This is a genomic window from Micromonospora matsumotoense (assembly GCF_050951065.1).
In the GTDB taxonomy this organism is placed as follows: domain Bacteria; phylum Actinomycetota; class Actinomycetes; order Mycobacteriales; family Micromonosporaceae; genus Micromonospora; species Micromonospora matsumotoensis.
This window is the reverse complement of sequence record NZ_CP192025.1, coordinates 1,695,081-1,721,248: the sequence shown is the minus strand read 5'-3', so window position 1 is coordinate 1,721,248 and position 26,168 is coordinate 1,695,081. Positions and strand designations below refer to the sequence as shown.

Annotated in this window: 26 protein-coding genes; 10 read left to right on the top strand and 16 right to left on the bottom strand. The window is 73.7% G+C overall.

Annotated features, from left to right (window positions below; translation table 11 throughout):
- Positions 1 to 24: 24 nt before the first annotated feature.
- The 4 genes from ACQP1S_RS07875 to truB all read right to left on the bottom strand — a co-directional run bounded on the left by ACQP1S_RS07875 (position 25) and on the right by truB (position 5,081).
- Positions 25 to 2,427 (bottom strand): polyribonucleotide nucleotidyltransferase, encoded by a 2,403-nt coding sequence (locus ACQP1S_RS07875; protein ID WP_432904699.1) that lies wholly within the window; start codon positions 2,425 to 2,427, stop codon positions 25 to 27.
- A 221-nt stretch (positions 2,428 to 2,648) separates the two neighbouring features.
- Positions 2,649 to 2,918: a 30S ribosomal protein S15 gene (gene rpsO / locus ACQP1S_RS07870; RefSeq protein WP_091246098.1), complete on the bottom strand. Its 270-nt coding sequence runs from the start codon at positions 2,916 to 2,918 to the stop codon at positions 2,649 to 2,651.
- 217 nt (positions 2,919 to 3,135) lie between these two features.
- Positions 3,136 to 4,062 (bottom strand): bifunctional riboflavin kinase/FAD synthetase, encoded by a 927-nt coding sequence (locus ACQP1S_RS07865; protein ID WP_432907865.1) that lies wholly within the window; start codon positions 4,060 to 4,062, stop codon positions 3,136 to 3,138.
- Positions 4,063 to 4,196: 134 nt separating this feature from the next.
- Positions 4,197 to 5,081: a tRNA pseudouridine(55) synthase TruB gene (truB, locus tag ACQP1S_RS07860; RefSeq protein ID WP_432904695.1), complete on the bottom strand. Its 885-nt coding sequence runs from the start codon at positions 5,079 to 5,081 to the stop codon at positions 4,197 to 4,199.
- Between the two features lie 95 nt (positions 5,082 to 5,176).
- Here truB and ACQP1S_RS07855 point away from each other — a divergent pair, with 95 nt between their 5' ends.
- Together ACQP1S_RS07855 and ACQP1S_RS07850 are read left to right on the top strand one after the other, a co-directional pair.
- Positions 5,177 to 5,473, top strand: coding sequence for a hypothetical protein (locus ACQP1S_RS07855; RefSeq protein WP_091246092.1), 297 nt, complete (start codon positions 5,177 to 5,179; stop codon positions 5,471 to 5,473).
- A gap of 132 nt (positions 5,474 to 5,605) precedes the next feature.
- On the top strand, positions 5,606 to 6,781 hold the full coding sequence (locus ACQP1S_RS07850; protein WP_432904692.1) for a hypothetical protein: 1,176 nt from the start codon (positions 5,606 to 5,608) through the stop codon (positions 6,779 to 6,781).
- A gap of 63 nt (positions 6,782 to 6,844) precedes the next feature.
- Here ACQP1S_RS07850 and ACQP1S_RS07845 read toward each other — a convergent pair whose 3' ends face one another.
- The 10 genes from ACQP1S_RS07845 to rimP form a co-directional block, all read right to left on the bottom strand.
- Positions 6,845 to 8,170: an MATE family efflux transporter gene (locus tag ACQP1S_RS07845; protein ID WP_091246087.1), complete on the bottom strand. Its 1,326-nt coding sequence runs from the start codon at positions 8,168 to 8,170 to the stop codon at positions 6,845 to 6,847.
- A gap of 868 nt (positions 8,171 to 9,038) precedes the next feature.
- Entirely contained in the window at positions 9,039 to 9,248 is a 210-nt protein-coding gene (locus tag ACQP1S_RS07840) for a DUF6186 family protein (RefSeq protein ID WP_176738974.1), read from the bottom strand.
- Entirely contained in the window at positions 9,248 to 9,655 is a 408-nt protein-coding gene (locus tag ACQP1S_RS07835; RefSeq protein ID WP_091246080.1) for a hypothetical protein, read from the bottom strand. The genes ACQP1S_RS07840 and ACQP1S_RS07835 overlap by 1 nt, the downstream gene beginning before the upstream one ends.
- Positions 9,656 to 9,674: 19 nt before the next feature.
- A complete protein-coding gene (locus ACQP1S_RS07830; protein WP_432904687.1) occupies positions 9,675 to 10,775 on the bottom strand; it encodes a DHH family phosphoesterase in 1,101 nt (366 codons plus the stop codon).
- Complete coding sequence (rbfA, locus tag ACQP1S_RS07825) at positions 10,772 to 11,251, bottom strand: 30S ribosome-binding factor RbfA (RefSeq protein ID WP_432904684.1); 480 nt, start codon at positions 11,249 to 11,251, stop codon at positions 10,772 to 10,774. Before rbfA ends, ACQP1S_RS07830 begins: the two co-directional genes overlap by 4 nt.
- 333 nt (positions 11,252 to 11,584) lie before the next feature.
- A complete protein-coding gene (locus ACQP1S_RS07820; protein WP_357894853.1) occupies positions 11,585 to 11,878 on the bottom strand; it encodes a DUF503 domain-containing protein in 294 nt (97 codons plus the stop codon).
- Between the two features lie 90 nt (positions 11,879 to 11,968).
- Positions 11,969 to 14,986, bottom strand: a complete 3,018-nt coding sequence (gene infB / locus ACQP1S_RS07815) for a translation initiation factor IF-2 (protein ID WP_091246065.1) — start codon at positions 14,984 to 14,986, stop codon at positions 11,969 to 11,971.
- Between the two features lie 93 nt (positions 14,987 to 15,079).
- Positions 15,080 to 15,412 carry a YlxR family protein gene (locus tag ACQP1S_RS07810; protein WP_091246062.1) on the bottom strand — a complete coding sequence of 111 codons (333 nt, stop codon included), beginning with the start codon at positions 15,410 to 15,412 and terminating at the stop codon, positions 15,080 to 15,082.
- A gap of 16 nt (positions 15,413 to 15,428) precedes the next feature.
- Positions 15,429 to 16,472: a transcription termination factor NusA gene (gene nusA, locus ACQP1S_RS07805; RefSeq protein ID WP_091246059.1), complete on the bottom strand. Its 1,044-nt coding sequence runs from the start codon at positions 16,470 to 16,472 to the stop codon at positions 15,429 to 15,431.
- Positions 16,469 to 17,170 carry a ribosome maturation factor RimP gene (gene rimP / locus ACQP1S_RS07800; RefSeq protein WP_432904678.1) on the bottom strand — a complete coding sequence of 234 codons (702 nt, stop codon included), beginning with the start codon at positions 17,168 to 17,170 and terminating at the stop codon, positions 16,469 to 16,471. The genes nusA and rimP overlap by 4 nt, the downstream gene beginning before the upstream one ends.
- A 229-nt stretch (positions 17,171 to 17,399) precedes the next feature.
- Here rimP and ACQP1S_RS07795 point away from each other — a divergent pair, with 229 nt between their 5' ends.
- From ACQP1S_RS07795 to ACQP1S_RS07765, 7 genes are all read left to right on the top strand, one after another.
- Entirely contained in the window at positions 17,400 to 17,849 is a 450-nt protein-coding gene (locus ACQP1S_RS07795; protein WP_432904675.1) for a hypothetical protein, read from the top strand.
- Positions 17,846 to 18,295, top strand: coding sequence for a ferritin-like domain-containing protein (locus tag ACQP1S_RS07790; protein ID WP_432904672.1), 450 nt, complete (start codon positions 17,846 to 17,848; stop codon positions 18,293 to 18,295). Before ACQP1S_RS07795 ends, ACQP1S_RS07790 begins: the two co-directional genes overlap by 4 nt.
- A gap of 236 nt (positions 18,296 to 18,531) precedes the next feature.
- Positions 18,532 to 19,119 (top strand): PadR family transcriptional regulator, encoded by a 588-nt coding sequence (locus ACQP1S_RS07785; RefSeq protein WP_091246050.1) that lies wholly within the window; start codon positions 18,532 to 18,534, stop codon positions 19,117 to 19,119.
- On the top strand, positions 19,116 to 19,850 hold the full coding sequence (locus tag ACQP1S_RS07780; protein WP_432904668.1) for an ABC transporter ATP-binding protein: 735 nt from the start codon (positions 19,116 to 19,118) through the stop codon (positions 19,848 to 19,850). Before ACQP1S_RS07785 ends, ACQP1S_RS07780 begins: the two co-directional genes overlap by 4 nt.
- Positions 19,847 to 22,711 (top strand): FtsX-like permease family protein, encoded by a 2,865-nt coding sequence (locus ACQP1S_RS07775; RefSeq protein WP_432904665.1) that lies wholly within the window; start codon positions 19,847 to 19,849, stop codon positions 22,709 to 22,711. Before ACQP1S_RS07780 ends, ACQP1S_RS07775 begins: the two co-directional genes overlap by 4 nt.
- A gap of 108 nt (positions 22,712 to 22,819) precedes the next feature.
- Entirely contained in the window at positions 22,820 to 23,299 is a 480-nt protein-coding gene (locus tag ACQP1S_RS07770; protein ID WP_432904662.1) for a nitroreductase/quinone reductase family protein, read from the top strand.
- Complete coding sequence (locus tag ACQP1S_RS07765) at positions 23,296 to 24,027, top strand: nucleotidyltransferase domain-containing protein (RefSeq protein WP_432904659.1); 732 nt, start codon at positions 23,296 to 23,298, stop codon at positions 24,025 to 24,027. Before ACQP1S_RS07770 ends, ACQP1S_RS07765 begins: the two co-directional genes overlap by 4 nt.
- Positions 24,028 to 24,118: 91 nt before the next feature.
- Here ACQP1S_RS07765 and ACQP1S_RS07760 read toward each other — a convergent pair whose 3' ends face one another.
- Positions 24,119 to 24,835: a VIT1/CCC1 transporter family protein gene (locus ACQP1S_RS07760; protein WP_091246044.1), complete on the bottom strand. Its 717-nt coding sequence runs from the start codon at positions 24,833 to 24,835 to the stop codon at positions 24,119 to 24,121.
- Entirely contained in the window at positions 24,832 to 25,689 is an 858-nt protein-coding gene (gene map / locus ACQP1S_RS07755; RefSeq protein WP_432904656.1) for a type I methionyl aminopeptidase, read from the bottom strand. The genes ACQP1S_RS07760 and map overlap by 4 nt, the downstream gene beginning before the upstream one ends.
- A gap of 92 nt (positions 25,690 to 25,781) precedes the next feature.
- Between map and ACQP1S_RS07750 the strand changes: the two genes are divergently transcribed.
- Entirely contained in the window at positions 25,782 to 26,096 is a 315-nt protein-coding gene (locus ACQP1S_RS07750; RefSeq protein WP_432904653.1) for an STAS domain-containing protein, read from the top strand.
- Positions 26,097 to 26,168: the final 72 nt, after the last annotated feature.

The following is a 26,168-nucleotide window of genomic DNA, read 5'->3' as shown; positions in this document are numbered from 1 at the left end:
CGTCGTCACCCGGCCGGTCACTGCTCAGCTGTGCCGGGTACGCCGACGCGGACGTTCGCCGCCGTCGCCACCCTCGTCGCCACCCGGGCGCTCGCCGCGCTCCGGGCCACGCTCGCCGCCGGACGGGGCCCGACCACCCCGGTCGCCGCCACGGTCCCCACGGTCACGCGGACCGCGGTCGCCGCCCCGGCCGGCCGGCCGGTCGCCACCGGCGGCCTCGCCGGCCTCACCGGCGGCCGGCGCCTCGGCACCCTCCGGCCGGACCTTGTCCAGGTAGATCTTGCCGCGGGCGTCGATGTCCGCGATCTCCACCTCGACCTTGTCGCCGACGTTGAGGAAGTCCTCGACCCGCTCGACCCGCTTGCCGTCGCCCACCTTGGAGATGTGCAGCAGGCCGTCCCGGCCGGGCAGCAGCGAGATGAACGCGCCGAACGCGGCGGTCTTGACCACCGTGCCGAGGAACCGCTCGCCGGCCTTGGGCAGGGTCGGGTTGGCGATCCCGTTGATCCGGTCCACGGCGGCCTGCGCCGACGGGCCGTTGGTCGCGCCGACGTAGATCGTGCCGTCGTCCTCGATGGAGATCTCGGCGCCGGTCTCGTCCTGGATGGCGTTGATGGTCTGCCCCTTCGGGCCGATCACCATGCCGATCTTGTCCACCGGGATCTTGACGGTGGTGACCCGCGGCGCGTAGTCCGACATCTCGGCCGGCGACTCGATCGCCGCCTGCATCACACCGAGAATGGTCTGCCGGGCCTCGTTCGCCTGCTGGAGCGCGGCGGCGAGCACGTCGGACGGGATGCCGTTGAGCTTGGTGTCGAGCTGGAGCGCGGTGACGAACTCCGGCGTGCCGGCGACCTTGAAGTCCATGTCACCGAACGCGTCCTCGGCACCGAGGATGTCGGTCAGCGTCACGTACTGGGTCTTACCGTCCACCTCGTCGGAGATGAGGCCCATCGCGATGCCGGCCACCGGCGCCTTGAGCGGCACACCGGCCGACAGCAGCGCCAGCGTCGAGGCGCAGACCGAACCCATCGAGGTCGAGCCGTTGGAGCCGAGGGCCTCGGACACCTGTCGGATCGCGTACGGGAACTCCTCGCGCGACGGCAGCACCGGCAGCAACGCCCGCTCGGCCAGCGCGCCGTGGCCGATCTCCCGCCGCTTCGGCGAGCCGACCCGGCCGGTCTCCCCGGTGGAGTACGGCGGGAAGTTGTAGTTGTGCATGTAGCGCTTGCGGTTCTCCGGGGAGAGGGTGTCCACCATCTGCTCCATCCGGAGCATGTTCAGCGTGGTGACCCCGAGGATCTGGGTCTCACCCCGCTCGAACAACGCGGAACCGTGCACCCGGGGCAGCACGCCGACCTCGGCGGTGAGCGCCCGGATGTCGCGCGGACCCCGGCCGTCGATCCGGACCTGCTCGCGCAGCACCCGGTTGCGCACCTCGGACTTGGTCAGCGACCGGAAGGCGGCGGACAGCTCCTTCTCCCGGCCCTCGAACCGGCCGCCGAGCTCCTCGGCGACCTTGGCCTTGATCCGGTCCAGGGCCTCCTCGCGGTCGGCCTTGCCGGCGATCTGGAGCGCCTCGCCCACCTCGGCGCGGACCAGCTCGGCCACCGCCTGGTAGATGTCGTCCTGGTAGTCCAGGAAGACCGGGAACTCGGTGACCGGCTTGGCCGCCACCTCGGCCAGCTCGCTCTGCGCCCGGCACAGCTCGCGGATCGCCGGCTTGGCGGCCTCCAGGCCGCTGGCGACGATCTCCTCGGTCGGGGCGGTCGCGCCGCCCGCGATCAGGGCGACGGCGTTCGGCGTCGCCTCGGCCTCGACCATCATGATCGCGACGTCGCCGTCGTCGAGCGTGCGGCCGGCCACCACCATGTCGAAGGTGGCGCGGGCCAGCTCCTCCAGGGTCGGGAAGGCCACCCACTGGCCGTCGACGTGCGCGACCCGGGTCGCCCCGATCGGGCCGGAGAACGGCAGGCCGGACAGCTTGGTCGACATCGAGGCCGCGTTGATGGCGACCACGTCGTACGGGTGCTGCGGGTCGAGCGCGAGGATGGTCTCGACGACCTGGACCTCGTTGCGCAGGCCCTTGACGAACGACGGGCGCAGCGGCCGGTCGATCAGCCGGCAGGTGAGGATGGCGTCCTCGCTGGGCCGGCCCTCGCGGCGGAAGAACGAGCCGGGGATGCGGCCCGCGGCGTACATCCGCTCCTCGACGTCGACGGTCAGCGGGAAGAAGTCGAACTGCTCCTTCGGGTGCTTACCGGCGGTGGTGGCGGAGAGGACGACCGTCTCGCCGAGCTGGGCGACGACGGAACCGGCGGCCTGACGGGCCAGCCGGCCGGTGGAGAAGGTGATCTCACGGGTGCCGAAGGACCCGTTGTCGATCACGGCGGTACGGGATTCGGTGCCGAGGTTGGTCTCGGTCATGTGCGGCGGTACTCCTTCGCGTCGTGGGCGCACGACACCGGAGCTGCTCAGACGGCCGGTCTTCGATCGAAGCGCCCGGGTGGCCGGCATGATGCCGGGATGCCCGGGGGCCACTACCGGAGACCGGTACGCTGACCGGCTCCCTCTCGGGTGGTCGCGCGGCCCTCTTCTTCTGGTGGTGCCGAGCGGGGGAGCGGCCCAGCGGCCACTCCCCCGTCACGTCATCGGCGCAGGCCGAGCCGCTCGATCAGCGACCGGTAGCGACTGATGTCCTTCTTCTGGACGTAGTTGAGCAGCCGACGGCGCCGACCGACCAGCAGCAGCAGCCCACGGCGGCTGTGGTGGTCGTGCTTGTGCACCTTCAGGTGCTCGGTCAGCTCCGCGATCCGCTTGGTGAGGACCGCGACCTGGACCTCCGGCGAACCGGTGTCGCCCTCGGCGGTCGCGTACTCCGTGCGGATCTTGGCCTTGGCTTCCTGGTCGAGCGCCATGTTCTCCCTGTTTCGGTGGGTTGACAACTGGTGTCCGTCGTTCGGGTCCGAACGGACCGGGGACGGACGAACCTCGCACCCGCGGCGTCGTGCAGGCACGCGAGGCCCCGCGTCGGTCATCCGACGTCACCGCCACACTACCAGCCCGTCGCGGAACCGCCCGGTCAAGGCCCTCGGGCGGGGCGACGGAGGGTCGCGGACCGCCCCGCCCGGCCCGTCAGGCGACCGCCTGGCGGGTCCGCGCGACGTCCTCGGCCATCTGGACGAGCAGCGGTTCGATGGCGTCGTACCGGATCTGGCCGCGCAGGTGGGCGGCGAAGTCCAGGGCGACCCGTTCGCCGTACAGGTCGCCGGAGAAGTCCAGCACGTGCGCCTCGACCCGGCGCTCCCGGCCGGCGAACGTCGGGTTGGTGCCGATCGAGATGGCCGCCGGCAGCCGCTCGGTCCCCCGACGCACCAGCCAGCCGGCGTAGACCCCGTCGGCGGGCACCGCCGCGTGCGGCGGGCAGAGCAGGTTGGCGGTGGGGAAGCCCAGCTCCCGGCCGCGCTGGTCACCCAGCACCACCACCCCTTCGAGCCGGTGCGGGCGACCGAGCACGGCCGCCGCCGCCGCCACGTCGCCCGCGTCGACGCAGGACCGGATGTACGTCGAGGAGAAGACCGTCCCTTCGGCGGCGACCAGCGGGGCGTTCTCCACTCCGAAGCCGAACGTCCCGCCGAGCTGTTCGAGCAGCGCCACGTTCCCGGCGGCCCGGTGCCCGAAGCGGAAGTTGTCCCCCACCACGACCAGCATGGCGTGCAGGTGCTCGACCAGGATGTCGTGCACGAACGCCTCGGCCGGCAGCCGGGACAGCTCGGCGGTGAACGGCACCACACAGAGCACGTCGACCCCGAGCGCCTCGATCAGCTCCGCCTTGCGGGTGGGCTCGGTGAGCACGGCCGGGTGCGCGCCGGGGCGGACCACCTCGGCCGGGTGCGGGTCGAAGGTCACCACCACCGACTGGACGCCCAACTCCCGGGCCCGCGCCACGGCGTGTCCGATGGTCGCCTGGTGTCCCTGGTGCACGCCGTCGAAGACGCCGATGGTGACGACCGACCGCCCCCAGTCACCGGGCGCCGCCTCGTACCCCCGCCACCGCTGCATGCCGCTCCTCTCCTGCTCCACCGCTGACCGGCTCCCACCCGTGCCCACCGCCGCCGGAGTCCCGGCCGTCGTCCGTGCCCGTCCCGCCGTACCGTCCATCTGCCGTCCGCCGGTCGTGCCGGCCGGCGGCCCGGTCAGGCCGGGGCGAGCACGACCTCCGCGCGGGCCCGGCCGTCCCGCTCGCTGACGATAGCGATCAGCCCACCGTCCGGTCCGAAGACGGCGTACGGCCCGGCGATGCCCACCGGGTCGAGCGGCCCGCCGTGGGAGAGCACCTTCGCCTCGTCGGCGGTGGCCTCCCGACGGGAGAAGTACCGGTCGGCGGCGGTGTCGAGGGGCAGGTTGACCACCTCGGGCGCACGCTGTTCCAGGGTCGCGAGGGTGGCCGACTCGGCCAGGGTGAAACTACCCACAGCGGTCCGCCGTAGCGCGGTGAGGTGCCCGCCGACGCCGAGCGACCGACCGGCGTCGCGGGCCAGCGCCCGGATGTACGTCCCGGACGAGCAGTCGACGTCGACGTCGACGTCGACCACGTCCGGGGTGTCCCGACGGATCGCCAGCACGTCCAGCCGGGAGACGGTGACCCGCCGGGCGGGCAGTTCGACGCTCTCGCCGTCCCGGACCCGCTTGTACGCCCGCTCTCCATTGATCTTGATGGCGCTGACCGCGCTGGGCACCTGGTCGATCTCACCGGTCAACGGCACGAACGCGGCCCGGATCGCGGCGTCGGTCAGCTCCCCGGCGGGCGTGCTGGCGAGCACGTCGCCCTCGGCGTCGTCGGTGACGGTGGCCTGGCCGAGCCGGATCGTCGCGGTGTAGCTCTTGCCCGCCCCGATCACGTACGTCAGCAGCCGGGTGGCCCGGCCGACCCCGATCACCAGCACACCGGTGGCCATCGGGTCGAGGGTGCCGCCGTGCCCGACCCGGCGGGTCCGGGCCAACCGGCGGATCCGCGCCACCACGTCGTGCGACGTCATGCCGCCGGGCTTGTCGACCACGATCAGACCGTCACCGTTCACGACCGCCAAGCCTGCCAGACGGGTCGACCCCGCCCGCCACCGCAGGGCACAATGCCGTCGTACCACGAAGACTCCCCGTCGCCGCCAGGAGCAGCATGAGCACGCCGCCCCCGCCCGAGCACCGTGCCCGGGTCGAGCTCCCTGAGTGGATGCGCCACCCGGAGCCGCCCCGTCGTACCCTCGGCCGGCGGCTGTCCGGGCTGGTCGAGGCCGTGCCGGCGCTCCGACAGGCCCGTCGGTCGCTCTGGCGCTGGCGGGACCGCAGTCGATTCAGCGAACGTCACCCGGTGGTCGCCGGGATCACCTCGTTCGTGCTGGTGGCGACGGTGGCCACCCTGCTCGTCGGCGGCGCGCTCTACCTGCTCGGACGGATCCGCGACCGCACCCTCTGAGCCCGCGCCCGGCTCCGCCGCGCGACTGATCGCGCCCGGGAGCGGGCGCCCCCGCCGCCCGGAACAGGGCAGCGCCGCACCCGGTCGGATGCGAGGATCATGCGCCCTTCCCCATTCGACTCAGGGACACGCGTGCCCCACAGCCCGATCCCGGCCGATCCACGCCCGGCCGCCGACGCGCCGTCGCCCACCGGTCCACCCCCGCCCGCCGACCCGCCGGCCACCGACCCCCCGCCGGCCGCAGGCCCGCCTCCCGCCGCAGACCCGTCATCGGCCGTCGGCCCGCCGTCGCCCGAGGCCGCGGAGTCACCCCTGGACCGGTACGCGGTCGCCACGGCGGACGAACCGGTCCGGATCCCGTCCTGGATGCGGGAACCCGAGGTGGAGCACGAACTGACCCGCTCGGAACGGCTCCGGCTGCGCTGGGGCCGGCACGGCGGCACGCTGCTCGGTGCGGTGGGCGCACTGCTGGTGCTGGTGCTGGTCGGTGGGCTCGCCCTGGGCGGGTTCGGTCTCGTCCAGCGGGTCCACGACGGTGCGCCGCTGCTCCCGCAGCGGGGTGCCACGTCGCCACCCGCTCCCCGGCCGACCGACGACAGTGGCAACAGCCTCGGCCCCTTCGTCGCCACCCCGGCCGAGGCGTACGCCGAGGGGGCGGCGGCCGTCGTGCCGCCCGCCGCCCGCACCACCGGGCCGTTCACCGCGAAGCAGGTCGCCGACGGGCTGGCGAAGGTCCGCCGGGCCCTGGTCGAGGGGCGGTTGCAGTCCCGGATGCTGGATGGCGATCCCGACGGGTTCCTCGCCGTGCTCGCCCCGCAGTCCCGGGACTCCGTCCGTCGGGACCTGGCCGCCGGTGCCAATCTCGGCTTCGCCAGCCGGGTCGCCGACAAGGCCGACCCGGGACTGGACCCCGACGAGGAGGTGCGCGCCCGGGGCACCATGACCTACCGGTCCACCACCGCCGAGGGCGGTGTGCGGGCGTTGGAGATCACCACCCGGTTCGTCTGGGTCTACCCGTTCGACCTGTGGCGTCCCCAGGCGTACCCGCCGGGCGCGGAGCTGGTCACCCTGCGCGACGAGGCGGTGTGGCTGTTGCCGTACCCGGACGATGTCGACCCCGGCGGGCGCGGGCTCTGGCTCAGCTCGGCCAGGGTCACCCTCCAGAACGCCAGTTGCCCGGCGATGGAGCGGGGCTTCCTGGCACTGGCCGAGGCCGAACCGCTACGCCGCCGGACCGCCCCGGTCCCGACCCCGACCAGCGACGTCTATGACGAGAGCTGGCGGGCCGGCGACGGCGAGGAGTGCTGAACGACCGTCGTGGTCGCCCCGGCCGGGAACCGTCGCCTCGCCGGTGACGCCGGCGGTGGCTGGTCAGCGCACCGCGCCGACCACCGCCCACCTGCCGGAGCGCAGCCGCAGCAGCACCCCGACCAGCCGGATCAGCACGAACAGGGTGAGACCGGCCCAGATGCCGCCCAGGCCCAGGTCGAATGCGTAGGAGAACCAGATCGACGGCAGGAACCCGCCGAGCGCCGCGACGACGGTCAGGTCGCGCAGGTAGCGGACGTCGCCGGCACCGATCAGCACGCCGTCGAGGGCGAACACCACCCCGGCGAACGGCTGCATCGCCACGAACCAGGGCCAGGCCACCATCGCCTGGCCCTGCACCTGGGAGTCGGCGCTGAACAACGACGGCACGATCCCCGCCCCGGCGGCGATGAGCAGCGCAAAACCCACCCCGCACACCCCGCCGAGCAGCGCGAACCGGCGGGCCAGGGCACGTGCCCCGGCGGCGTCGCCCGCGCCCAGCGCGGCACCGATCAACGCCTGCGCGGCGATCGCCAACGCGTCGAGCAGCAGCGCGGTGAAGAACCACAGTTGCAGGGCGATCTGGTGGGCGCCCACAGCGGCGGCGCCGAACCGGGCGGCGACCGCGGTGGCGGACAGGAAGCTGGCCTGGAAGGCGACCCCCCGGATGAGCAGGTCCCGGCTGAGCACCATCTGCTGGCGGATCAGCACCGGGCGGGGCCGCAGGCTCGCCCGTTCCCGCAGCAGCGCCCCGACGAACAGACCGCCCGAGATGGTCTGGGCGATCACGTTGGCCACCGCCGAACCGGGCAGGCCCAGCCCGGCGGGGTAGACCAGCAGCGGGCAGAGCAGCGCGGAGAGCAGATTCGGCCCGAGCACGAACAGCAGCGGACGACGGATGTCCTGGATGCCGCGCAGCCAGCCGTTGCCGGCGGCGGCCAGCAGCAGACCGGGCGCGCCGAGGGCCGCGATCCGCAGCCACTGCCCGGCCGCGTCGGCCACCTCGCCACCACCCCCGGCGAGGGTACGCGCCAACGCGTCCCCGCCGAGCTGCATGCCGACGGCCACCAGCACGCCCACCCCGAGTGCCAGCCACGACGCCTGGACACCCTCGTCCAACGCCGCGGCCCGGTCGCCGGAACCGAACCGCCGGGCCACCCGCCCGGTGATGCCGTACGCCAGCACGGTGCCGAGCCAGGCGGTGAGCGTCAGCACCGTGCCGCCGACGGCGAGCGCGGCCAGCGGAACCCGGCCCAGGTGCCCCACCACGGCGGTGTCGACCAGCACGTAGAGCGGTTCGGCCGCGAGCACCACCAGGGCGGGCAGGGCGAGCGTGGCGATCCGACGCGGTGAGGCGAGCGCGGTGGCGGTAGGACTGGGCTGGCTCATCGCCGCCGATCCTGACACGCCCTTGGTAAGGAACGCAATCCCCGGCAACACTTACCAGGGCGATGGCTGGCGGAGCCGACGCTGCGGACCCCGAGGGTGTCCTGTCGGAGCACTGTCGGGTGAACCCGCCCGGCGGACCCCGACAAGGTGTGCGACCGGGCGGGCCCCACCCGGCGGACCTCGGTGGTGTGCGACCGCCGAGCCCGAACGGGGCGCGGGGTCAGCCGGGCGGTGGGGCCATCGCCGGTGGGGCAGCGTCACTGGCGGGTGTCCATCGAGGTCTGCAGCGCGCGGCGCATCTGCTCGCGGGCCTCGTCGGTGGTCTCGGTCTTGGTCTTGGTCGCCATGGCGGTGTCCTTCCAGGGTGCGGACCACCGGAACAGGTGGCCCTACGGGCGGTCCTGCTGAGCGCCGGGAAGGCGGCCCGGGATCACCGGAGCGGCTCGCCTGGCAGCGTGAGCCCGGGTCGGTCAGACCCTGGAGGGAGGCGGCACCGGGTGTGGCACCACCGCCCACGACCTGCGTCGCGACGCGACGTCGGCCCTTCCCAAGTTAACGTTTACTTTCCACATGGTGCCCACTCTTCCCGTCATCTGGACGGCACGGCCGTCGATCCCGGGGCACCCGGAAGCGGGCGCAACGACGCGCCGGCAGGGCGCTCGGCGCACGGGAGCAGTGGGGAGGCGGTGCCCGAGCAGGCAGCGCGGCCGGTCCCGGGCAGGCAGCGCGACCGATGCGACGCCCGGAAGGCAGCGCAGCCGGTGGTGGGCAGGCAGCGCGGTGTCGGAGGGCAGGCAGCGCGGTGTCGTACGACGGCCGGATCGTGGTCAGCGGGGCAGACCGGCCGGCGTCGGAGGGACGGTGCTGCTCAGCGGGCCAGGAAGTGCCAGCCCAGCCACCACCAGAAACCGAACAGCCCGATCCGGCCGACCGGCACCGGACCCACCTCGTACCGCATCACATAGGCGCAGACGTCCCCCAGGGACGGAATCCGGGAACCCTCCCGGCGGGCAGCCCACTCGACCGCCGCGAAGAGCACCAGTGAGGCGAGGAAGCCACTGATGGCGAGGGTACGCATCACCGCCGCACCAGCCCCCAGAAGGCGGCCAGCCAGGCGAACCAGACCGCCGAGCGGACCAGGCCGTCCTCCAGCAGCGGATCGGCCAGGCGGGAGAAGGTGGGGAACTCGTCCCCGACCGCCATGACGAAGGTGGTGCCTTCGAGCACCCCGAACAGCGCCGCCGGGAGCAGCCACCAGACGGTGCCCCCGCCCAACCGGCGCGGTGCCGGCCGACGCTGCACCCGATTGCCGAGGCCGAGCCAGATCAGCGCGCCGCCGGTGCCCAGCGTCCAGAGGTTGGCCTGGGCGGAGAACGACGGGAACTGCCCACCGACCAGGGAGAGGCAGGCCAGTACCGGCACGGTGACCACCGGCCGGTCCCAGGTCCGGGAGACGTTCATGGTGATCTCGTGCGGCTGCTCCATCGTCCGATTCTCCCCGGGCTCACCCTGTGCGGGAAGACCGACACCCGTCGGCGTCGGTGTGGCCGACGGTCAACGCACCGGCCAACTCCGCCCTGATCTGGGCGATGACCTGGTCAACGTCGCCCCGCCCGGTGAAGCCGGCGGCGAACAGGTGACCCCCGCCACCCAGCGCCACCGCCACCGCGCTGACGTCGACCGCGCCCTTGCTGCGCATCGACACCGCCCACTCGTCCGGCCCGAGCTGCTTGAGCACGCACGCGACGTCCGCCTCGGCGGTGCAGCGCACCGAGTCGATGAGCGACTCCAACACGTACGGCCGCTGGTCGTGCCGGGCGAGGTCGTCGAGAGTGGCGTGGGTCCAGACCAGGCCGTGACCGGCGGCGGCCTCCGGTTCGAGCCGGGACCGGCCCAGCACCTCACCGAAGAGCCGTACCGCGCCGAACGGCCGGGTGTCGAACACCTCGCGGGAGATGTCACCGGGGCGCAGGCCGGTGGCGAGCAACCGGGCGGCGAGCCGGTGCACCTCGGGCGTGGTCGCCGCGAACCGGAACGAGCCGGTGTCGGTGGTCAGCGCCACATAGAGGCCCGCCGCGATCTCCGCGTCCAACGGCACGTCGAGCCGGGCGAGCAACTGCTCGGCCACGACCGAGGTGGCCGCCGCTGTCGGGTCCACCAGATGCACCGCGCCGAAGCCGGTGTTCGAGGCGTGGTGGTCGAGGACCACCGACGTGCCGGCGGTGTCGAGCCGGTCGACCAGGTCACCGAGCCGCGACTCACTCGCGGCGTCGAAGCAGACCACCAGATCCGGATCCGGGTACGCCTCGGCCGCCGGCACCAACAGGTCGATCCCGGGCAGCCAACGGAACGGCTCCGGCACCTCGGGCGGCCCCGGGAAGGTGGCCTGCAACCGGCGTACGCCGAGTCGCCGCAGGCCGATTCCGAAGCCGAGCATGCTGCCCAGGGCGTCGCCGTCCGGGTTGACGTGACAGATCAACAGCACCCGGGCGTCGGCTGGCAGGCCACGTACCGCCGCGACGGCGGCAGCCCAGTCGTCCTCGCCGGGGCCGGTCGACGGTGACCCGGCGAGGAGCCCACCGGCCGTGTCCGGGGCGGCCGTCACCGCCGGTCCGTCGACGAGGTGTCGGTGTCGGCGGCTTCGTCGTCCACGTCGTCGTCCTCGTCGTCGACCCGGTACGGCTGGGCGTCACCCGCGTACTTCGCCTGGGCGGCCAACCGCTGCACCTCGGCGTCGGCGTGCCGGGCCTGGGCGAGTAGGTCGTCGATCTGCTTGACCTGGTCCTGCACGTCGTCGAGGACGAAGGCCAGCGAGGGCGAGTGGCGCAGCCCCAGCGCCTTCCCGACGGTGCTGCGCAGCATCCCCTTCGCGCTCTCCAGCGCGGCGGCGGTGCTGGCCTGGGCCGTCGCGTCACCGAGCACGGTATAGAAGACGGTGGCCTCACGCAGGTCGGCGGTGATCCGGGCGTCGGTGATGGTGATCATCCCGAGCCGGGGGTCCTTGATCTGGCTCCGCACCACCGAAGCGACCAGTTCGCGGATCCGCTCCGCGTGCCGGCGAACCTTGGCCGGATCAGTCATGTCCCCCACCTCCAGGGCGTTCCTTCCGCGGCCGGCACGGCGGCGCAAACCGCCACCGGAACCAGCCACCCCAACACCTCGAACACTACCCGCGCCCCACCCCCACCCGCCCGCCCCACCCACCCCCACCCCCACCTTCCCCTCCCCCACCTCCCTCCCCTCCCGTCCCCCGCCCGCCCACCCACCCGTCCCGCCCCGGTGATCAAGAGGTTTGCGTCAACCTGAAGATCAAAACTGACGCAAACCTCTTGATCACCGAAGGCGGGCGGACCAGGGAGGGGAGCCGGGGGAGGGGGAGCCGGGGGAGGGGTGGGGGTGGGGGTGGGGGTGGGGTCAGTCTTCGGGGGTGTGGAGGGTGCGGCGGACGGAGAGGAGGTCCAGTTCGGGGCGGGCGGCGACCAGGCGTTCGCAGGAGTCGAGCACCTCGCGGACGTGGGCCGCCTCGGCAGCCACCACGGCCACCCCGATCTCGGCCCGACCGTGCAGGTCGAGCGCACCCACCTCGGCGGCCGACACCTCGAAGCGGCGCAGCGCGGCCACGACGGGCCGTACATAGGAACGCTTGGCCTTGAGCGATCGGGAGTCGCCCGGCAGGAGCAGGTCGAAGAGTGCGGTTCCGGTATACATCACTCCGGACGTTACGGAACCGGCCCGGACATGCTCAAGGGGTTTACGCCGGTCGGCGTAAACCCCTTGAGCACTGTTGTCAGCCTCGGATCAGGCGCGCGGCTTCTCCCGCATCTCGAAGGTTTCGATGGTGTCGCCGACCTGGACGTTGTTGAAACCGGCCAGCGTCAGACCACACTCGAAGCCCTCGCGGACCTCCGTCGCGTCGTCCTTGAACCGCTTGAGCGAGCTGATCGTGAGGTTGTCCGCCACGACCGCCCCGTCCCGCAGCAGCCGCGCCTTGGCGTTGCGGCGAATGATGCCGGACCGGACGATGCAACCGGAGATGTTGCCGATCTTGGACGAGCGGAAGACGTCGCGGATCTCCGCGCTGCCCAGCTCGACCTCCTCGTACTCCGGCTTGAGCAGCCCCTTGAGCGCGGCGTCGATCTCCTCGATGGCCTGGTAGATGACCGTGTAGTACCGGATCTCCACGCCTTCGCGGTCGGCGATCTCACGGACCTTGTTGGCGGCCCGCACGTTGAAGCCGATGATCGTGACCGCCTCGGACGAGGCGCTCGCGAGCATGACGTCGCTCTCGGTGATCGCACCCACGCCCCGGTGGATGATCCTGAGCTGGACCTCTTCCGGGATGTCGAGGTTGAACAGGGCGTCCTCGAGGGCCTCCACGGAACCGGAGACGTCGCCCTTGAGCACCAGGTTGAGCGAGGTCTTCTCGCCCTCCTTGAGCTGCTCCATGAGCGTTTCGAGGGTGGCCCGGCCACGGGAGTTGGCGAAGGACGCCGCCCGCCGTCGTGCCTGCCGCTGCTCGGCGATCTGACGCACCGTACGGTCGTCCGCCGCGGCCAGGAAGGTGTCACCCGCACCCGGCACCGCGGTCAGACCAAGCACCAGGACCGGACGGGCCGGACCGGCCTCGGCGACCTGGTTGCCGTTCTCGTCGAGCATGGCGCGGACCCGGCCGTGCGCCCCACCGGCGACGATCGAGTCGCCGGCCCGCAGGGTGCCCTTCTGCACCAGCACCGTCGCCACCGCACCGCGGCCCTTGTCCAGGTGCGCCTCGATGGCCACACCCTGCGCCGGCCCGTCGATCGCGGCGGTCAGCTCCAGGGACGCGTCGGCGGTCAGCAGGACCGCCTCCAGCAGCTCTTCGATGCCGATGCCCGGCTTGGCCGCCACGTTGACGAACATGGTGTCGCCGCCGTACTCCTCGGCGACGAGACCGTATTCGGTCAGCTGCTGGCGGACCTTGTCCGGGTTGGCCTCCGGCTTGTCGACCTTGTTGACCGCGACCACGATCGGCACGTCGGCCGCCTTGGCGTGGTTGAGCGCCTCGATCGTCTGCGGCATGACGCCGTCGTCGGCCGCCACCACCAGCACCACGATGTCGGTGACCTGGGCACCACGGGCACGCATGGCGGTGAACGCCTCGTGGCCCGGGGTGTCGATGAAGGTCACCGCGCGGTCGATGCCCTCGTGCGGGACGTGGACCTGGTAGGCACCGATGTGCTGGGTGATGCCACCCGCCTCGCCCGCCACCACGTTCGCCTTACGGATCGCGTCGAGCAGCTTGGTCTTACCGTGGTCGACGTGACCCATGACGGTCACCACCGGCGCACGGCTGACCAGGCGGTCCTCCGCGACCTCGGCGTCGAGGTCGATGTTGAACTGCGCGAGCAGCTCGCGATCCTCGTCCTCCGGGCTGACGATCTGCACGTCGAAGCCGAGGTGCTCACCGATCAGCAACAGGGTCTCGTCGGAGCAGGACTGGGTCGCGGTGACCATCTCGCCCAGGTTGAACATCTCCTGGACCAGCGAACCCGGGTTGGCGTTGATCTTGTCGGCAAAGTCCGACAGCGAGGCGCCACGGGAGAGCCGGACGACCTGACCCTGACCCCGGGGCGCGCCCGAGCTCATGGTCGGGGCCGACAGGTTGTCGAACTCCTGTCTGCGCTGCTTCTTGGACTTGCGACCACGGGTCGGCCGACCACCGGGACGCCCGAAGGCACCCGCGGCGCCGCCGCCACGGCCACGACCGCCACCACCGGGACGACCGCCGCCACCGGCCGGGGCACCCGGACGGAAACCGCCGCCGGGAGCACCACCGCCGCCACCGGGGCCACCACGGTAGCCACCGCCACCGGCACCAGCGCCGCCGCCGGGACCGCCACGGAAGCCGCCACCGCCACCGCCGCCACCGCCACCGGGGCGGAAGCCACCGCCACCGCCACCGGGACGACCGGCGCCACCGCCACCGGGGCCACCACGACCGCCACCGGGGCCGCCGGGGCGACCCGTGGTGGGCCGCTGGCTCGGCATCGAGGCCGGGCTGGGCCGAGGCGGCATCGAGGCCGGGCTCGGACGCGGCGGCATGCCGGCCGGACTCGGCCGGGGACCGCCACCACCGGCGGCCGGGGGCCGCTGCTGCTGGCCACCCTGGATGCCGAACGGGTTGTTACCGGCGCCGCGCGCCGGCGGACGACCGCCGGGCCGGGCACCCGGGCCGGCCGGAGGGCCACCCGGACGACCGGCGGCCGGGGTACCCGGACGCGGCGGTACGGCATTCGGACCGGGACGCGGACCCGGACCCGGACGGGGACCACCCTCGGTCGGGGGCTCCCGTCGGACGTTGTCCCGCTGCTGCTGCCGGGCAGCCTGGGCGGCCTTGACCGCCGCCTCCTGCTCGGCCTTCAGCGCGGCGGCGCGCGCCTCGGCGGCCGCCACCTCGATGTCGTGTGCGCTCGCCGGCTTGGCGACCGGGGTCACCGGCTGCGGCGGGCCGGGGACCGGGCCCTTGGGCTTCGGTCCAGGGGTCGGCGCGGTCGGCCGCCGGGGCGGCATCGGCCGGGCCGAGACCCGAGGGGCTCCCGGGGTCGGGGACGGCGTCGGGGTCGATGCCGGGCTCGGGGCCGCCGCCGGAGCGGTCGGTGCCGACGAACCACCGGCGGACGCGACGAATGCGCCACGCAGACGTCGGGCGACGGGCGCCTCGACGGTGCTGGACGCGGACTTCACGAACTCGCCCATTTCCTTCAGCTTGGCGAGCACTGTCTTACTCTCGACCCCGAGCTCCTTAGCAAGCTCGTGTACGCGGGCCTTACCTGCCACTGCACTCCTCACTCCGAGGTCGTGCGGGCAGCACCCGCAGCGACCTCACTCCTGCACTTGAAGCCTGGTCATTTCAGGGACTTCATCGTGTGCTCATGTCGGTCGTCCTACCTTGCTAGCGACCCTCGCCCGATCGGGTTGACCGGACGTAGTGGTTGGCGCATCGACGTGCTCCGCGACGGCACCGTGGTCAGGGACCTCGGTGAGTCGCAACGCCCGCCCGAAGGCGCGACGCCGTACCGCCAGCGCGAAGCAGGCCGGATCCGGGTGCATGTTCGCTCCCCGACCCGGCAGACTGCGGCTCGGATCAGGCCGGAGACTGTGACCATCCTCGTCACCGACCGCGACGATCCGCAGCAATTCGCTGGCCGGCGCACGTTTCCGGCAACCCACACAGGTGCGCTCCGGATGCGCGCGTCGTACCACTGGCAGAAGTCTACCCCTAGCCGCCCGAGATCGCTCCGCCCGGCTCCGGGACAGACTCGGCACCGCCCCGACCGCCGGTGCCCGCCTGCTCCGCATCCGACCGGATGTCGATCCGCCAACCGGTCAATCGCGCGGCAAGCCGGGCATTCTGCCCTTCCCGCCCGATGGCGAGGGAGAGCTGGAAGTCCGGGACGGTCACCCGGGCCGTGCGGGTCGCCAGGTCGACCACCTCGACCCGCAACGCCTTGGCCGGCGAGAGCGCGTTGCCGACGAAGGCGGCCGGGTCGTCCGACCAGTCGATGATGTCGATCTTTTCGCCGTGCAGCTCGCTCATCACGGCGCGGACCCGCTGGCCCATCGGGCCGATGCAGGCGCCCTTGGCGTTCACGCCCTGGACGGTGGAGCGTACGGCGATCTTGGTGCGGTGGCCTGCCTCACGGGCGATCGCCCCGATCTCCACCGTGCCGTCGGCGATCTCCGGCACCTCCAGCGCGAAGAGCTTCTTGACCAGTGCCGGGTGGGACCGGGACAGGGTGATCTGCGGACCGCGCATCCCCTTGGTCACGTGCACCACCACGCAGCGGATCCGCTCGCCGTGGGTGTACCGCTCGCCGGGCACCTGCTCGGACTGCGGGAGCACGCCCTCCAGCTTGCCGAGGTCGACGCTGACGATGCCCTTCTCGCTGCGCGCCTCGTGCGCCTGCACCACGCCGGTGACCAGGTCACCGTCGCGGCCGACGTACTCGCCGAAGTGCACCTCGTCGGTGGCCTCCCGCAGCCGCTGGAGGATCACCTGCTTGGCGGTCATCGCCGCGATCCGGCCGAAGTCGTGCGGGGTGTCGTCCCACTCCCGCACCACGCTGCCGTCGGCGTCCACCTCCTGGGCGTAGACCAGGGCGGCCCCGTTCTTGCGGTCGATCTCCACCCGGGCGTGCGACTCGGCGCCTTCGGTGTGCCGGTAGGCGGTCAGCAACGCGGTCTCGATCGCCGCGAGGATCGTGTCGAACGGGATCTCCCGCTCGCGCTCCAGTGCGCGCAGCGCCGCGAGGTCGATGTTCACCTCTCCTCGTCCTCCACATCATCGTCGTCATCTTCGTCGGCGGCGTCGTGCTCGTCGCCGTCGGACTCGTCATCGTCGTCGTCGACCTCGTCCGCCTCGTCGAGGCGGTGGAACTCGACCTGCACCCGGCCGGGGCCGAGGGCGGCGTAGCGGTGCTCCACCTGACCGGACTCGGTCTCCAGCACCACGCGCTCGTCGTCGGCCACGACCACCCGGCCGGTGACCTGACGGTCCACGGCGGGCTGCGCATCGGTCCGCTCGACCCGGACGGTCACCTTGACCAGCCGGCCGGCGTTGCGCCGCCAGTGCCGGGGCAGGGTCAACGGGCGGTCCACCCCGGGGGAGCTGACCTCCAACTGGTACTCCCCCGCCACGATGTCCCCGCCGGCCTCCTCGGCCGCGTCCAACGCCGCCGAGACCAACCGGGAGACGTCCGCGACGGCGTCCAGGTTGATCCCGCCGTCGGCGTCCACGATCACCCGGACCACGTGCCGGCGGCCGGCCCGGGAGACGGAGACGTCCTCCAGGTCGTAGCCCGCCGCGGTGACCACCGGCGCGATCACGTCGCGCAATTTGGTACGCCGGGCGGCCAGGTCGCCCCGCGATGCGCCCGCACGGTCCCCGCCCCGGTCGCCGTCGGTGCGACGGGATCGTCCCGTCGGCGCCGTCGGCCGGGTGGCACGGCCACGCTGCGTCATCTGGGCACCCTTCTGCTGATCGGCGGCGGTCGTCGGACCGGCACGCCGGGACGCCACCGGGGCGGCAGCGCCGGTGGCTGCGCAGAGCGTAACGCGCCGCCGGGACGGGGGCCCCGGCGGCGCACCGACGGCGGTCGTCCGGCGGTCGACGCGGATGGTGTTGACTTGTCCGGTGGCCACGGGCAGAACAACGACGCACCCCGACGGAACGGGGCAATCCCGGCGCACGGTGCTGCGCACCGGTGCGCTACTGGCGGTCGGCGCCGCCGCGGTGCCGCTGACCGGGTGTGGTCTCCTCGACCGGGACGGACCCACCCCACCACCCGACCCGCTGGAACCCCTGGCGGCCGAGTCCCGGGAGCTGGCCGCCCGGCACCGGGCCGCGATCACCGCCGATCCGGGGCTGGCCGACCGGCTCACCCCGATCGCCGACGCGCACACCGCGCACGCCGACGAACTGCGCCGGCTGATCGGCCGCCCCGAACCCTCCGGCCCGGCGGCGCCGGGCCCGACCGTCGTCGACGGCGCGCGGAACACCCTCCTGAGCGAGCTGCGGGCCGCCGAACAGAGCGGCCGGGACAACGCGGCGAAGGCGTGCGCCGACGCGCCGGGCGACCGGGCCGCGCTGCTCGGTACGATCGCCGCCGCCCGGGCCACCCACCTGGAGGCGCTGAAGTGAACCGCCGGACCGCCCCGGCCGCGCCCGGCGACGCGCTCGCCGGCGCGTTGGCCGCCGAGTACGCCGCGATCTACGCCTACGGCCCGATCGGGGTACGACTCACCGACGCCGACCGGCGGGCGGCCCGCACCGCCGAGGCCGCCCACCGGGCCCGACGCGACGCGCTGGTGCTCCAACTCAGCGCCACCGGCGGCCCCGTCCCCGCCGATCAGGCCGGCTACGCACTGCCGTTCCCGGTCACCGACCGGGCCAGCGCGTTGCGGCTGGCGGTGCAGGTGGAGGAGCGCACCGCGGCGTTCTGGCGGGCGGCGCTGCCGGTCACCACCGGCGCGGACCGCACCCGGGCGCTCAACGCGCTGACCGACTGCGCGGTACGGGCCACCCGGTGGCGGCGCAGCGCCGGGATCACCCCGCTGACCGTCCCGTTCCCCGGCCGCCCCGCCTGACCGCCGGACCGCGCCGCCTGACCGACCCACCGAACCGACCCACCGAACCGGCCGCCGGGCCACCGCACCGACCGGCCGACGTGCCGGGCCGGCGTCGACACGATTTCCCGGAGAGACGGATCACCCCCGCCCGGTCGGGGTTTTCCGCCCTATTCGACTGATTCAGTGGAGCTGCAGGGCCGCCCCGCACGCGCAGCGGTTGCGGTCCGCATACGGGGTATGCATACTCCGTTGCCATGTCCATCCGTCACGGCCTGCTCGCCCTGCTCGAGCGCGGCCAGATGTACGGCTACCAACTCCGGGCCGCGTTCGAGGAGTCGACCGGCTCGACCTGGCCGCTGAACATCGGGCAGGTCTACACCACCCTCAACCGGCTGGAACGCGACGGCCTGGTCCGCTCGCTGCCCGAGCACGAGGGCGGCCAGCGGCCGTACGAGATCACCGATGCCGGACGGGCGGACCTGGCGCTGTGGTTCGTCACCCCGATCAGCCGCAACGACCGGCCCCGGGACGAACTGTCCATCAAGTTGGCCCTGGCGCTGACCACCCCCGGGGTGGACGTCCGGGCCGTGGTGCAGACCCAGCGCAGCGCCACCATGCGTACCCTGCAGGAGCTGACCCGGCTGAAGTACACCAGCGACCGGCCCGAGGACCTGCCCTGGCGGCTGGTGCTGGACGCCATGATGTTCCAGGCCGAGGCGGAGATCCGCTGGCTCGACCACTGCGAGACCAGCCTGGTCCGGCACCGACCGGCGGCGCCCACCGCACGCAGCGGGTCACCGCCGGAGGTGGTGGACCGGGCCGACGAGGAGGCGCACCGGTGACCGGCCCGGAGGGTGCGGTGCTCGAACTGCGCGACGTCCACCGCACCCACGGCGACGGGGAGGCGGCGGTGCACGCGCTGCGCGGGGTCAGCCTCACCGTTCGACCGGGAGAGCTGGTGGCCGTGATGGGTCCCTCCGGCTCCGGCAAGTCGACCCTGCTCACCCTGGCCGGCGGGCTCGACCGGCCGACCGCCGGTGAGGTGCTGGTCGAGGGAGAGCAACTGGGGACGTTGAACGGTCGGCGGCTGGCCCGGCTGCGTCGTCGCCGGATCGGCTACGTCTTCCAGGATCTGAACCTGCTCGGCAGCCTCACCGCCGTGGAGAACATCGCCCTCCCCCTCGAACTCGACGGCGTCGGGGTGCGGCAGGCCCGGCGGGCCGCTCTGGCGGCCCTGGACGAGGTGAACCTGACCGGACTCGGCGCACGCTTCCCGGACCAGATGTCCGGGGGTCAGCAGCAACGGGTGGCGATCGCCCGGGCACTGGTCGGCGAGCGGCGGCTGGTGCTGGCCGACGAGCCCACCGGGGCGCTGGACTCGCAGACCGGGGAGGCGGTGCTGCACCTGCTGCGCCGCCGGGTCGACGCGGGCGCGGCCGGGGTGCTGGTGACCCACGAGGCCCGGCACGCGGGCTGGGCGGACCGGGTGGTCTTCCTCCGCGACGGCGTCATGGTCGACTCCACCGCCCCACTGACCGGGGTCGAGCACCTGCTCTCGGGCAGCGGCCGGTGAGCGGGCCGCACCGCCCCGACCGGCCGCACCACCCCACCCGGGTCGACCGGACCGATCGGGCGGACCAGCGGCCCCGACCGGACCCGGCCGCCGGATCGACCGGTCCCCTCGCCCCGGCCGGCCCGCGACGCCGGCCCGGACTGTCCGGTCGGCTCGGCGAGACGGTCGGGTCGTGGCGGGCGGCGCTGCGGATCGCCCGGCGGGAGGCCCGCCGGGCCCGGGGGCGCACCGCCCTGGTGCTGGCGATGATCGCGCTGCCCGTGCTGGCGTTGAGTTTCGTCGCGGTCACCTACGACATGGCCGACCTCACCCGGGTGGAACAGTTCGACCAGCGGCTCGGTGCCGCCGACGTCGAGCTGCGCTGGTTGGCGGAGAACCCGCTCCAGCAGGACCCCTGGGGTGAGTCGAGCTGGGCCCGCGAGGGGGAACTGGTGGCCCGGGAGCGGCCGGCGAGCCAGGCGGAGGTCGAGGCGCTGCTGCCCCCGGGTAGCCGGGCCAGCCGGGTCAGCTGGTGGGTGCCGTTCGAGGTCCGGATCGGTGAGCGGACCACCACCCTGGACGGGCGGGCGCTGGACCTCACGGACCCGCTGCCCCGGTCGACGGTGCGCCTGCGGTCCGGCCGGGTGCCCACCGCCACCGACGAGGTAGCGGTCAGCGAACGGGCCGCCAGGCAACTGGGCGTACGGGTCGGTGGGACGGTCGCCGCCGCCGACGGTTCCCGCCCCTGGCGGGTGGTCGGCGTGGTGGAGTTCCCCGACCAACTGGGCGAGGTGGTGGCCCTGACCCGGGGCGGCCTGGCCCGCATCAGTCGTGGTGGCCAGGACGACAGTTGGCTGGTCGACCTCCCCGGCGCGCCGGACGCCGCCCTGGTGGAGCGGCTCAACGCGCACGGCGTCACGGTCAGCGCCCGGACACCGGTGCCCAGCGGGCAGCCGTCCGACACGCAGGAACCACGCGCCGCCCTGCCCGACCCGGTGGCGGCGAGCAACACGGTGCTGGTCGGTGGGCTCGGCCTGCTGGAGGTCGTCCTGCTGGTCGGTCCGGCCTTCGCCGTCGGGGTCCGCCGGCGGCGGCGGGACCTGGCACTGGTCGCGGTGGCCGGCGGCGACCCGGTGCACCTACGGCGGATCGTGCTCGCCGACGGCGTGGTCCTCGGCGGGCTCGGGGCGGCGCTCGGGCTGCTGCTCGGGGTCTCCGCCGCCCTGGTCGGCCGGCCGCTGGTCGAGGTCTACGTGCTCACCGCGCGCAGCGGCGGATACCGGGTCTTCCCGGCGGCGCTCGCCGCGATCGCGGCCGTCGCGGTACTGGCCGGGATGCTGGCCGCGCTCGCCCCGGCGCTGACCGCCGCCCGGCAGGACGTGGTGGCCGGGTTGGCCGGTCGCCGGGCCGTGCCGCCGCACCGCCGGCGCTGGCTGGTCCTCGGGGTGGTGCTCACCGCGCTGGGCACCGGAGCCGCCTTCCTCGGGGCCGGCCGGAGCAACACCCCACTGGTCCTGACCGGGCTGATCCTGGGTGAGCTGGGCCTCGTCTTCGCCACTCCCACACTGATCGGGCTGCTCGCCCAGCTCGGTCGGTTGCTGCCACCGGCGCCCCGGATCGCGCTGCGCGACGCCAGCCGTAACCGCTCCTCGGCCGCCCCGGCCATCTCGGCGGTGATGGCCGCCGTCGCCGGCAGCGTCGCCCTCGGCGTCTACGTGGCCAGTGACGACGCGCGCAACCGGGCGGAGTGGCTGCCGGGCATGCCGCCGGGGCGGGTGCTGCTGTTGCGGGCGGACCGCGACGGCACCGATCCGCTGCCCCCGTTGGCACTGGTCACCGAGCGGATCCGGGCCGGTCTGGGGACCGACGCGGTGCGGTCGCTGGCGGTGCCGGCCTGTGTCGAGGAGGAACAGGGCGGCTACTGCTCGGTGGCGCCGGCGCTGCCGCCGGAACAGGTCTGCCCCTACGACGGGGAGTCGTACGACACGGCGGCGGTGCGCCGGCAGGCCCTGGCCGATCCGCGCTGCGTCCCGCCGGTGCGCGTGGTGGGCGGGTTCTACCTGCCCGCCCTGGTCGACGACGGCAACGCCCTCGGGGTGATCAGCGGCGCCCCACCGGACGAACTGGCGGCGGCGACGGCCGCGCTGCACGCCGGTGCCGCCGTGGTGACCGATCCCCGGTACCTGACCAACGGCCGGCTCACGATCCGGGTCACCCGGTCGCCCGCCGGCTCCGGTCCGTCGCGGGAGACCACCGTCACCCTCCCCGGGCACCTGCTGCGCAGCGGGCTGCCCCTCGACCGGTTGGTGCTCTCGCCGGCCGCCGCCGGCCGGGCCGGCCTGACCACGAGGCAGATCGGTTACGCCGTCGACACCCCCGCCGCGCCAGCCCCGGCACAGATCGACCGGCTCGTCACCGCGCTGCGGCCGATGGTGGCGGTGTCGCCGCAGGTGGAACGCGGCCCGCCCGCCTCCGAGCAGCGGCCGGTGCTGCTCCTGCTGGCCGTCGCCGCCGGGGTGATCACGGTGGGCGCCGCCGGGGTGGCCACCGGGCTCGCGGCGGCGGAGGGTCGTCGGGACCTCTCCACGCTCGCCGCGGTGGGCGCCAGTCCCCGGGTACGCCGGGTGCTCTCGCTCTGCCAGGCGGGGGTGATCGCCGTGGTGGGTTCGGTGCTCGGCATCGCCGCCGGCCTCGCCTCCGCACTGATCATCCTGACCTCGGTGAACCGCCAGTACGCCGCGGCGTGGCCCGTCCAGCTGCCGTACCCGATGGTGGTGCCCTGGCAGACCCTCGGGGTGCTGGTGGTGGTGCCGTTGGTGGCGATGCTCGGCGCCGGCCTGTTCACCCGCTCCCGCCTCGCGGTCGAACGCCGGTTGGACTGAGCGCCGGTGGGACCGAGTGCCGACCGCGGCGGGCCGGACGGGCCCGCCGCCACCGGTGCGACCCGACCGGTGGGTGCGGACACCGCCACGACCAGGCACACTGACCGGGTGCCCGTACTCGGAACCCTCACCCGCCGGCTCGGTCACCACGAGTGGTTCGGCACCGCCATGCGGCTGCTGGTCCCCGCCGACCGGTTGGTCGGACGGCTCACCCGGGGCCGGGTGGTGGCGCTGGGGCTGGTCCCCTCGCTGATCATCACGACCACCGGACACCGCTCCGGGCTGCCCCGCAGCAACCCCCTGCTGTACGTGCCGGACGGCGACGGTTTCGTGGTGATCGGGTCCAACTGGGGCCAGCCGCGCCAGCCGGGTTGGGTGCTCAACCTGCGCGCCCGGCCCCAGGCGGAGGTGGCCGTCAAGGGTCGCCGGGTCGCCGTCCGGGCCGATCTGGCCACCGGGGCCGAGCGGGAGCGGCTCTGGCAGTTGCTGGTCACCGAGTGGCCGGCGTACCGGACGTACGTGCGGCGGGCCGGCGGCCGGGAGATCCACATCTTCCGGCTGGCCCCGACCGGCCCCGGTCGACAGTGACGCTGCCGGAGCCGGCGGCCGGGGTGGACCCGGACGATCCGCGCTGGCAGGTCGCCGGGCGGACGGCCGACGCGGCGCGGCGGCGCTTCCCGGCGGACATCCTCGCGGTGGCCGTGCACGGCCCGTTGGCGCACGGCGACGACGACGGCGGCGGGGACGCCGAGGTCGGGTTACTGCTGGTCACCTACCGGGCGGGCGGCGGGCCGGATCCGTCGAGCCGACGGATCGACGGGGTGCTTGTCGAACTGACCGTCACCGGTGCCGACGACCACCTGCGGCGGGCCCGGACGCTGACCCCGCGCTGGCCGCTGACCGCCGACCGCTACGTCACCACCGTTGCGCTGTACGACCCGACCGGCTGGTTGCGGACCCTGCGCGACGAGCACCTGGGCCGGTTGGCGCGGGCCCGGCCGGCCGAGTTCAGCGCCGCCGCGCGGGACGCCTGGTACCCGGGCTGGGCGGCGCACGCCCGCGCCGCCCGGCTCGCCGAGTGGTACGAGACCGACCAGGCGCTGGTGATGCTCGCCGAGGCCCGGCTGGCGGCGGCCACGGTCAACGGGCTGCTCAGCCGCACCTACTTCCGGGACCCGGGGGACGCGGTACGGCGTACCGGGCTGGCCGGTGCGGACATGACCGAGGTGGGCCGGGTGCTGACCGGGCAGGCCGAGGAGCTGGCCGCCCGGGGCCGACCGGTCGACGGCACGGTGGACGACCTGCTCACCCGCTGAGCCCCGGCACTGGCACTGGCACCGGCACCGGCACCGGCACCGGCGGACCAACTGACCGGCCGCGACGACCGACCCTGCCGGCGACAACGGTCTAGCCGAGACCGCCCTGGACCCCGATCAGCATCCCGATCAGGTAGGTCGCACCGGCCGCCGCCGCGCCGAGCAGCAACTGCCGCAGCCCGCCGGACCACCACGGGCGGTGGGTGAACCGGGCCACGACCGCCCCGGCCACGAAGAGTCCCACCCCGCCGACGGCGAGCGCCAACACGAGGCTGGTGGAGCCGAGCAGGTAGCTCAGCAGCGGGATCAACGCGCCGATGGAGAAGCAGAGGAACGACGAGATCGCCGCCGCCCAGGGGCTGGGTTGTTCGTCGGGGTCGACGCCCAACTCCTCCCGGACGTGCACCCGCAGCGCCTCCTCCGGGTTGCGGCGCACCGCCTCGGCGACCTGGTCGGCCAGGTCGCGGGGCAGGCCCCGGGCCACCCAGGCGTCGGACAGCTCGCGGGCCTCGGCCTCCGGATGCCGTTCCAGCTCGCGCCGTTCCTTGGCCACCTCGGCGGCGACCTGCTCGTTGGCCGAACGGACGCTGGTGTATTCGCCCAGGCCCATCGAGATGGCGCCGGCGACCAGGCCGGCGGTGCCGGTCAGCACGATGCTGTGCGGGGACACCCCACCGCCGCCGACCCCGGCGATCAGGGCGATGTTGGTGACCAGCCCGTCCATCGCGCCGAAGACGGCCGGCCGTAGCCATCCGCCGGACACGTCCGCGTGGTGCGCCTCCCGCAGCGCCGCCGGGGTTTCGGTCACGGCAGGGTGAGGATCTCGTGGCCGTCGTCGGTGACGACGATGGTGTGCTCGAACTGGGCGGTCCACCGGCGGTCCTTGGTGACGACCGTCCAGCCGTCGTCCCACATGTCGTACTGGTAGGTGCCGAGGGTGATCATCGGCTCGATGGTGAAGGTCATGCCCGGCTCCATCACGTCCGTCGGCCGGGGGCTGTCGTAGTGCGGCACGTAGAGGCCGCTGTGGAACGCCTCGCCGATGCCGTGGCCGGTGAAGTCGCGGACCACCCCGTAGCCGAACCGCTTGGCGTACGACTCGATGACCCGGCCGATGACGTTGATCTGCCGGCCGGGGCGGACCGCCCGGATGCCCCGCATCATCGCCTCGTGGGTGCGTTCGACCAGCACCCGGGCCTCCTCGCTGACCGCGCCCACGCAGAAGGTGGCGTCGGTGTCGCCGTGCACCCCGTCGAGGTAGGCCGTGACGTCGACGTTGATGATGTCGCCGTCGGCGAGCACTGTGGAGTCGGGGATGCCGTGGCAGATGACCTCGTTGATGCTGGTGCAGCAGGACTTGGGGAAGCCCTTGTAGCCCAGCGTCGAGGGGTACGCGCCGTGGTCGACGAGGAACTCGTGCACCACCCGGTCGATCTCGTCGGTGGTCACCCCGGGCTTGCAGTGCGCACCGGCGAGCTGGGTGGCCTGCGCCGCCAACCGGCCGGCGACCCGCATCTTCTCGATGGTCTCCGGGGTCTGCACGTGCGAGCCGCGCCACTGCTGTGGTTGCTTCTTGCCCACGTACTCCGGTCGGGCGATGTGGCCAGGGACCGCTCGCCACGGGGAGAGCGTGCCTGGGGTCAACGGGGCACGGACGGTCATGACGACAGACTATCTCCGGGCGTCCGGACCGCCGTGCCGTGCCCGGCCCGTCGGTTGTTGCTGTGGCCACCGGGCTGTGCCATTGTGGCTTCGTGGATCTAGGGGGCGCACCTCCCGTGTTCTCCGCGAGCGCGGAGCTGGCAGGTGACCATGTCCACGTCACGGTGACCGGTGAGGTCGACATGGCCACCGCCGGCACCATGATGCAGACCGCCCTGCGGGAGCCGGCCCGGCAGGTCACCCTGGATCTGCGCGCGGTCACCTTCTTCGACTCCGCCGCCATCCACGCCGTGGTCCAGCTCGCCCGGCGGTTTCCCGGCGCGCTGACCGTGTTCCCGTCCCGGCAGGTCAGCCGGGTGTTGGAGATCTCCGGCCTCGGCGGTCAGGACTGGCTCCGCCCGACCTGACCGACCGGTTCCACATCCGCGCCGCGCCCGGCCCGCGCCACCGACGCCCACCCAGGGGGTCCGCGCCGGCCC

Bases quoted from the DNA above. Each gene is read 5' to 3' on its own strand.
- ACQP1S_RS07785 (WP_091246050.1), top strand. From the start codon at position 18,532: ATGTCCATCCGTCACGGCCTGCTCGCCCTGCTCGAGCGCGGCCAGATG.
- ACQP1S_RS07820 (WP_357894853.1), bottom strand. From the start codon at position 11,878: ATGTATACCGGAACCGCACTCTTCGACCTGCTCCTGCCGGGCGACTCC.
- ACQP1S_RS07865 (WP_432907865.1), bottom strand. From the start codon at position 4,062: ATGCAGCGGTGGCGGGGGTACGAGGCGGCGCCCGGTGACTGGGGGCGG.
- ACQP1S_RS07845 (WP_091246087.1), bottom strand. From the start codon at position 8,170: ATGAGCCAGCCCAGTCCTACCGCCACCGCGCTCGCCTCACCGCGTCGG.
- rimP (WP_432904678.1), bottom strand. From the start codon at position 17,170: ATGACGCAGCGTGGCCGTGCCACCCGGCCGACGGCGCCGACGGGACGA.
- rbfA (WP_432904684.1), bottom strand. From the start codon at position 11,251: ATGACTGATCCGGCCAAGGTTCGCCGGCACGCGGAGCGGATCCGCGAA.
- ACQP1S_RS07840 (WP_176738974.1), bottom strand. From the start codon at position 9,248: ATGCGTACCCTCGCCATCAGTGGCTTCCTCGCCTCACTGGTGCTCTTC.
- ACQP1S_RS07875 (WP_432904699.1), bottom strand. From the start codon at position 2,427: ATGACCGAGACCAACCTCGGCACCGAATCCCGTACCGCCGTGATCGAC.
- rpsO (WP_091246098.1), bottom strand. From the start codon at position 2,918: ATGGCGCTCGACCAGGAAGCCAAGGCCAAGATCCGCACGGAGTACGCG.
- ACQP1S_RS07855 (WP_091246092.1), top strand. From the start codon at position 5,177: ATGAGCACGCCGCCCCCGCCCGAGCACCGTGCCCGGGTCGAGCTCCCT.
- ACQP1S_RS07835 (WP_091246080.1), bottom strand. From the start codon at position 9,655: ATGGAGCAGCCGCACGAGATCACCATGAACGTCTCCCGGACCTGGGAC.
- map (WP_432904656.1), bottom strand. From the start codon at position 25,689: ATGACCGTCCGTGCCCCGTTGACCCCAGGCACGCTCTCCCCGTGGCGA.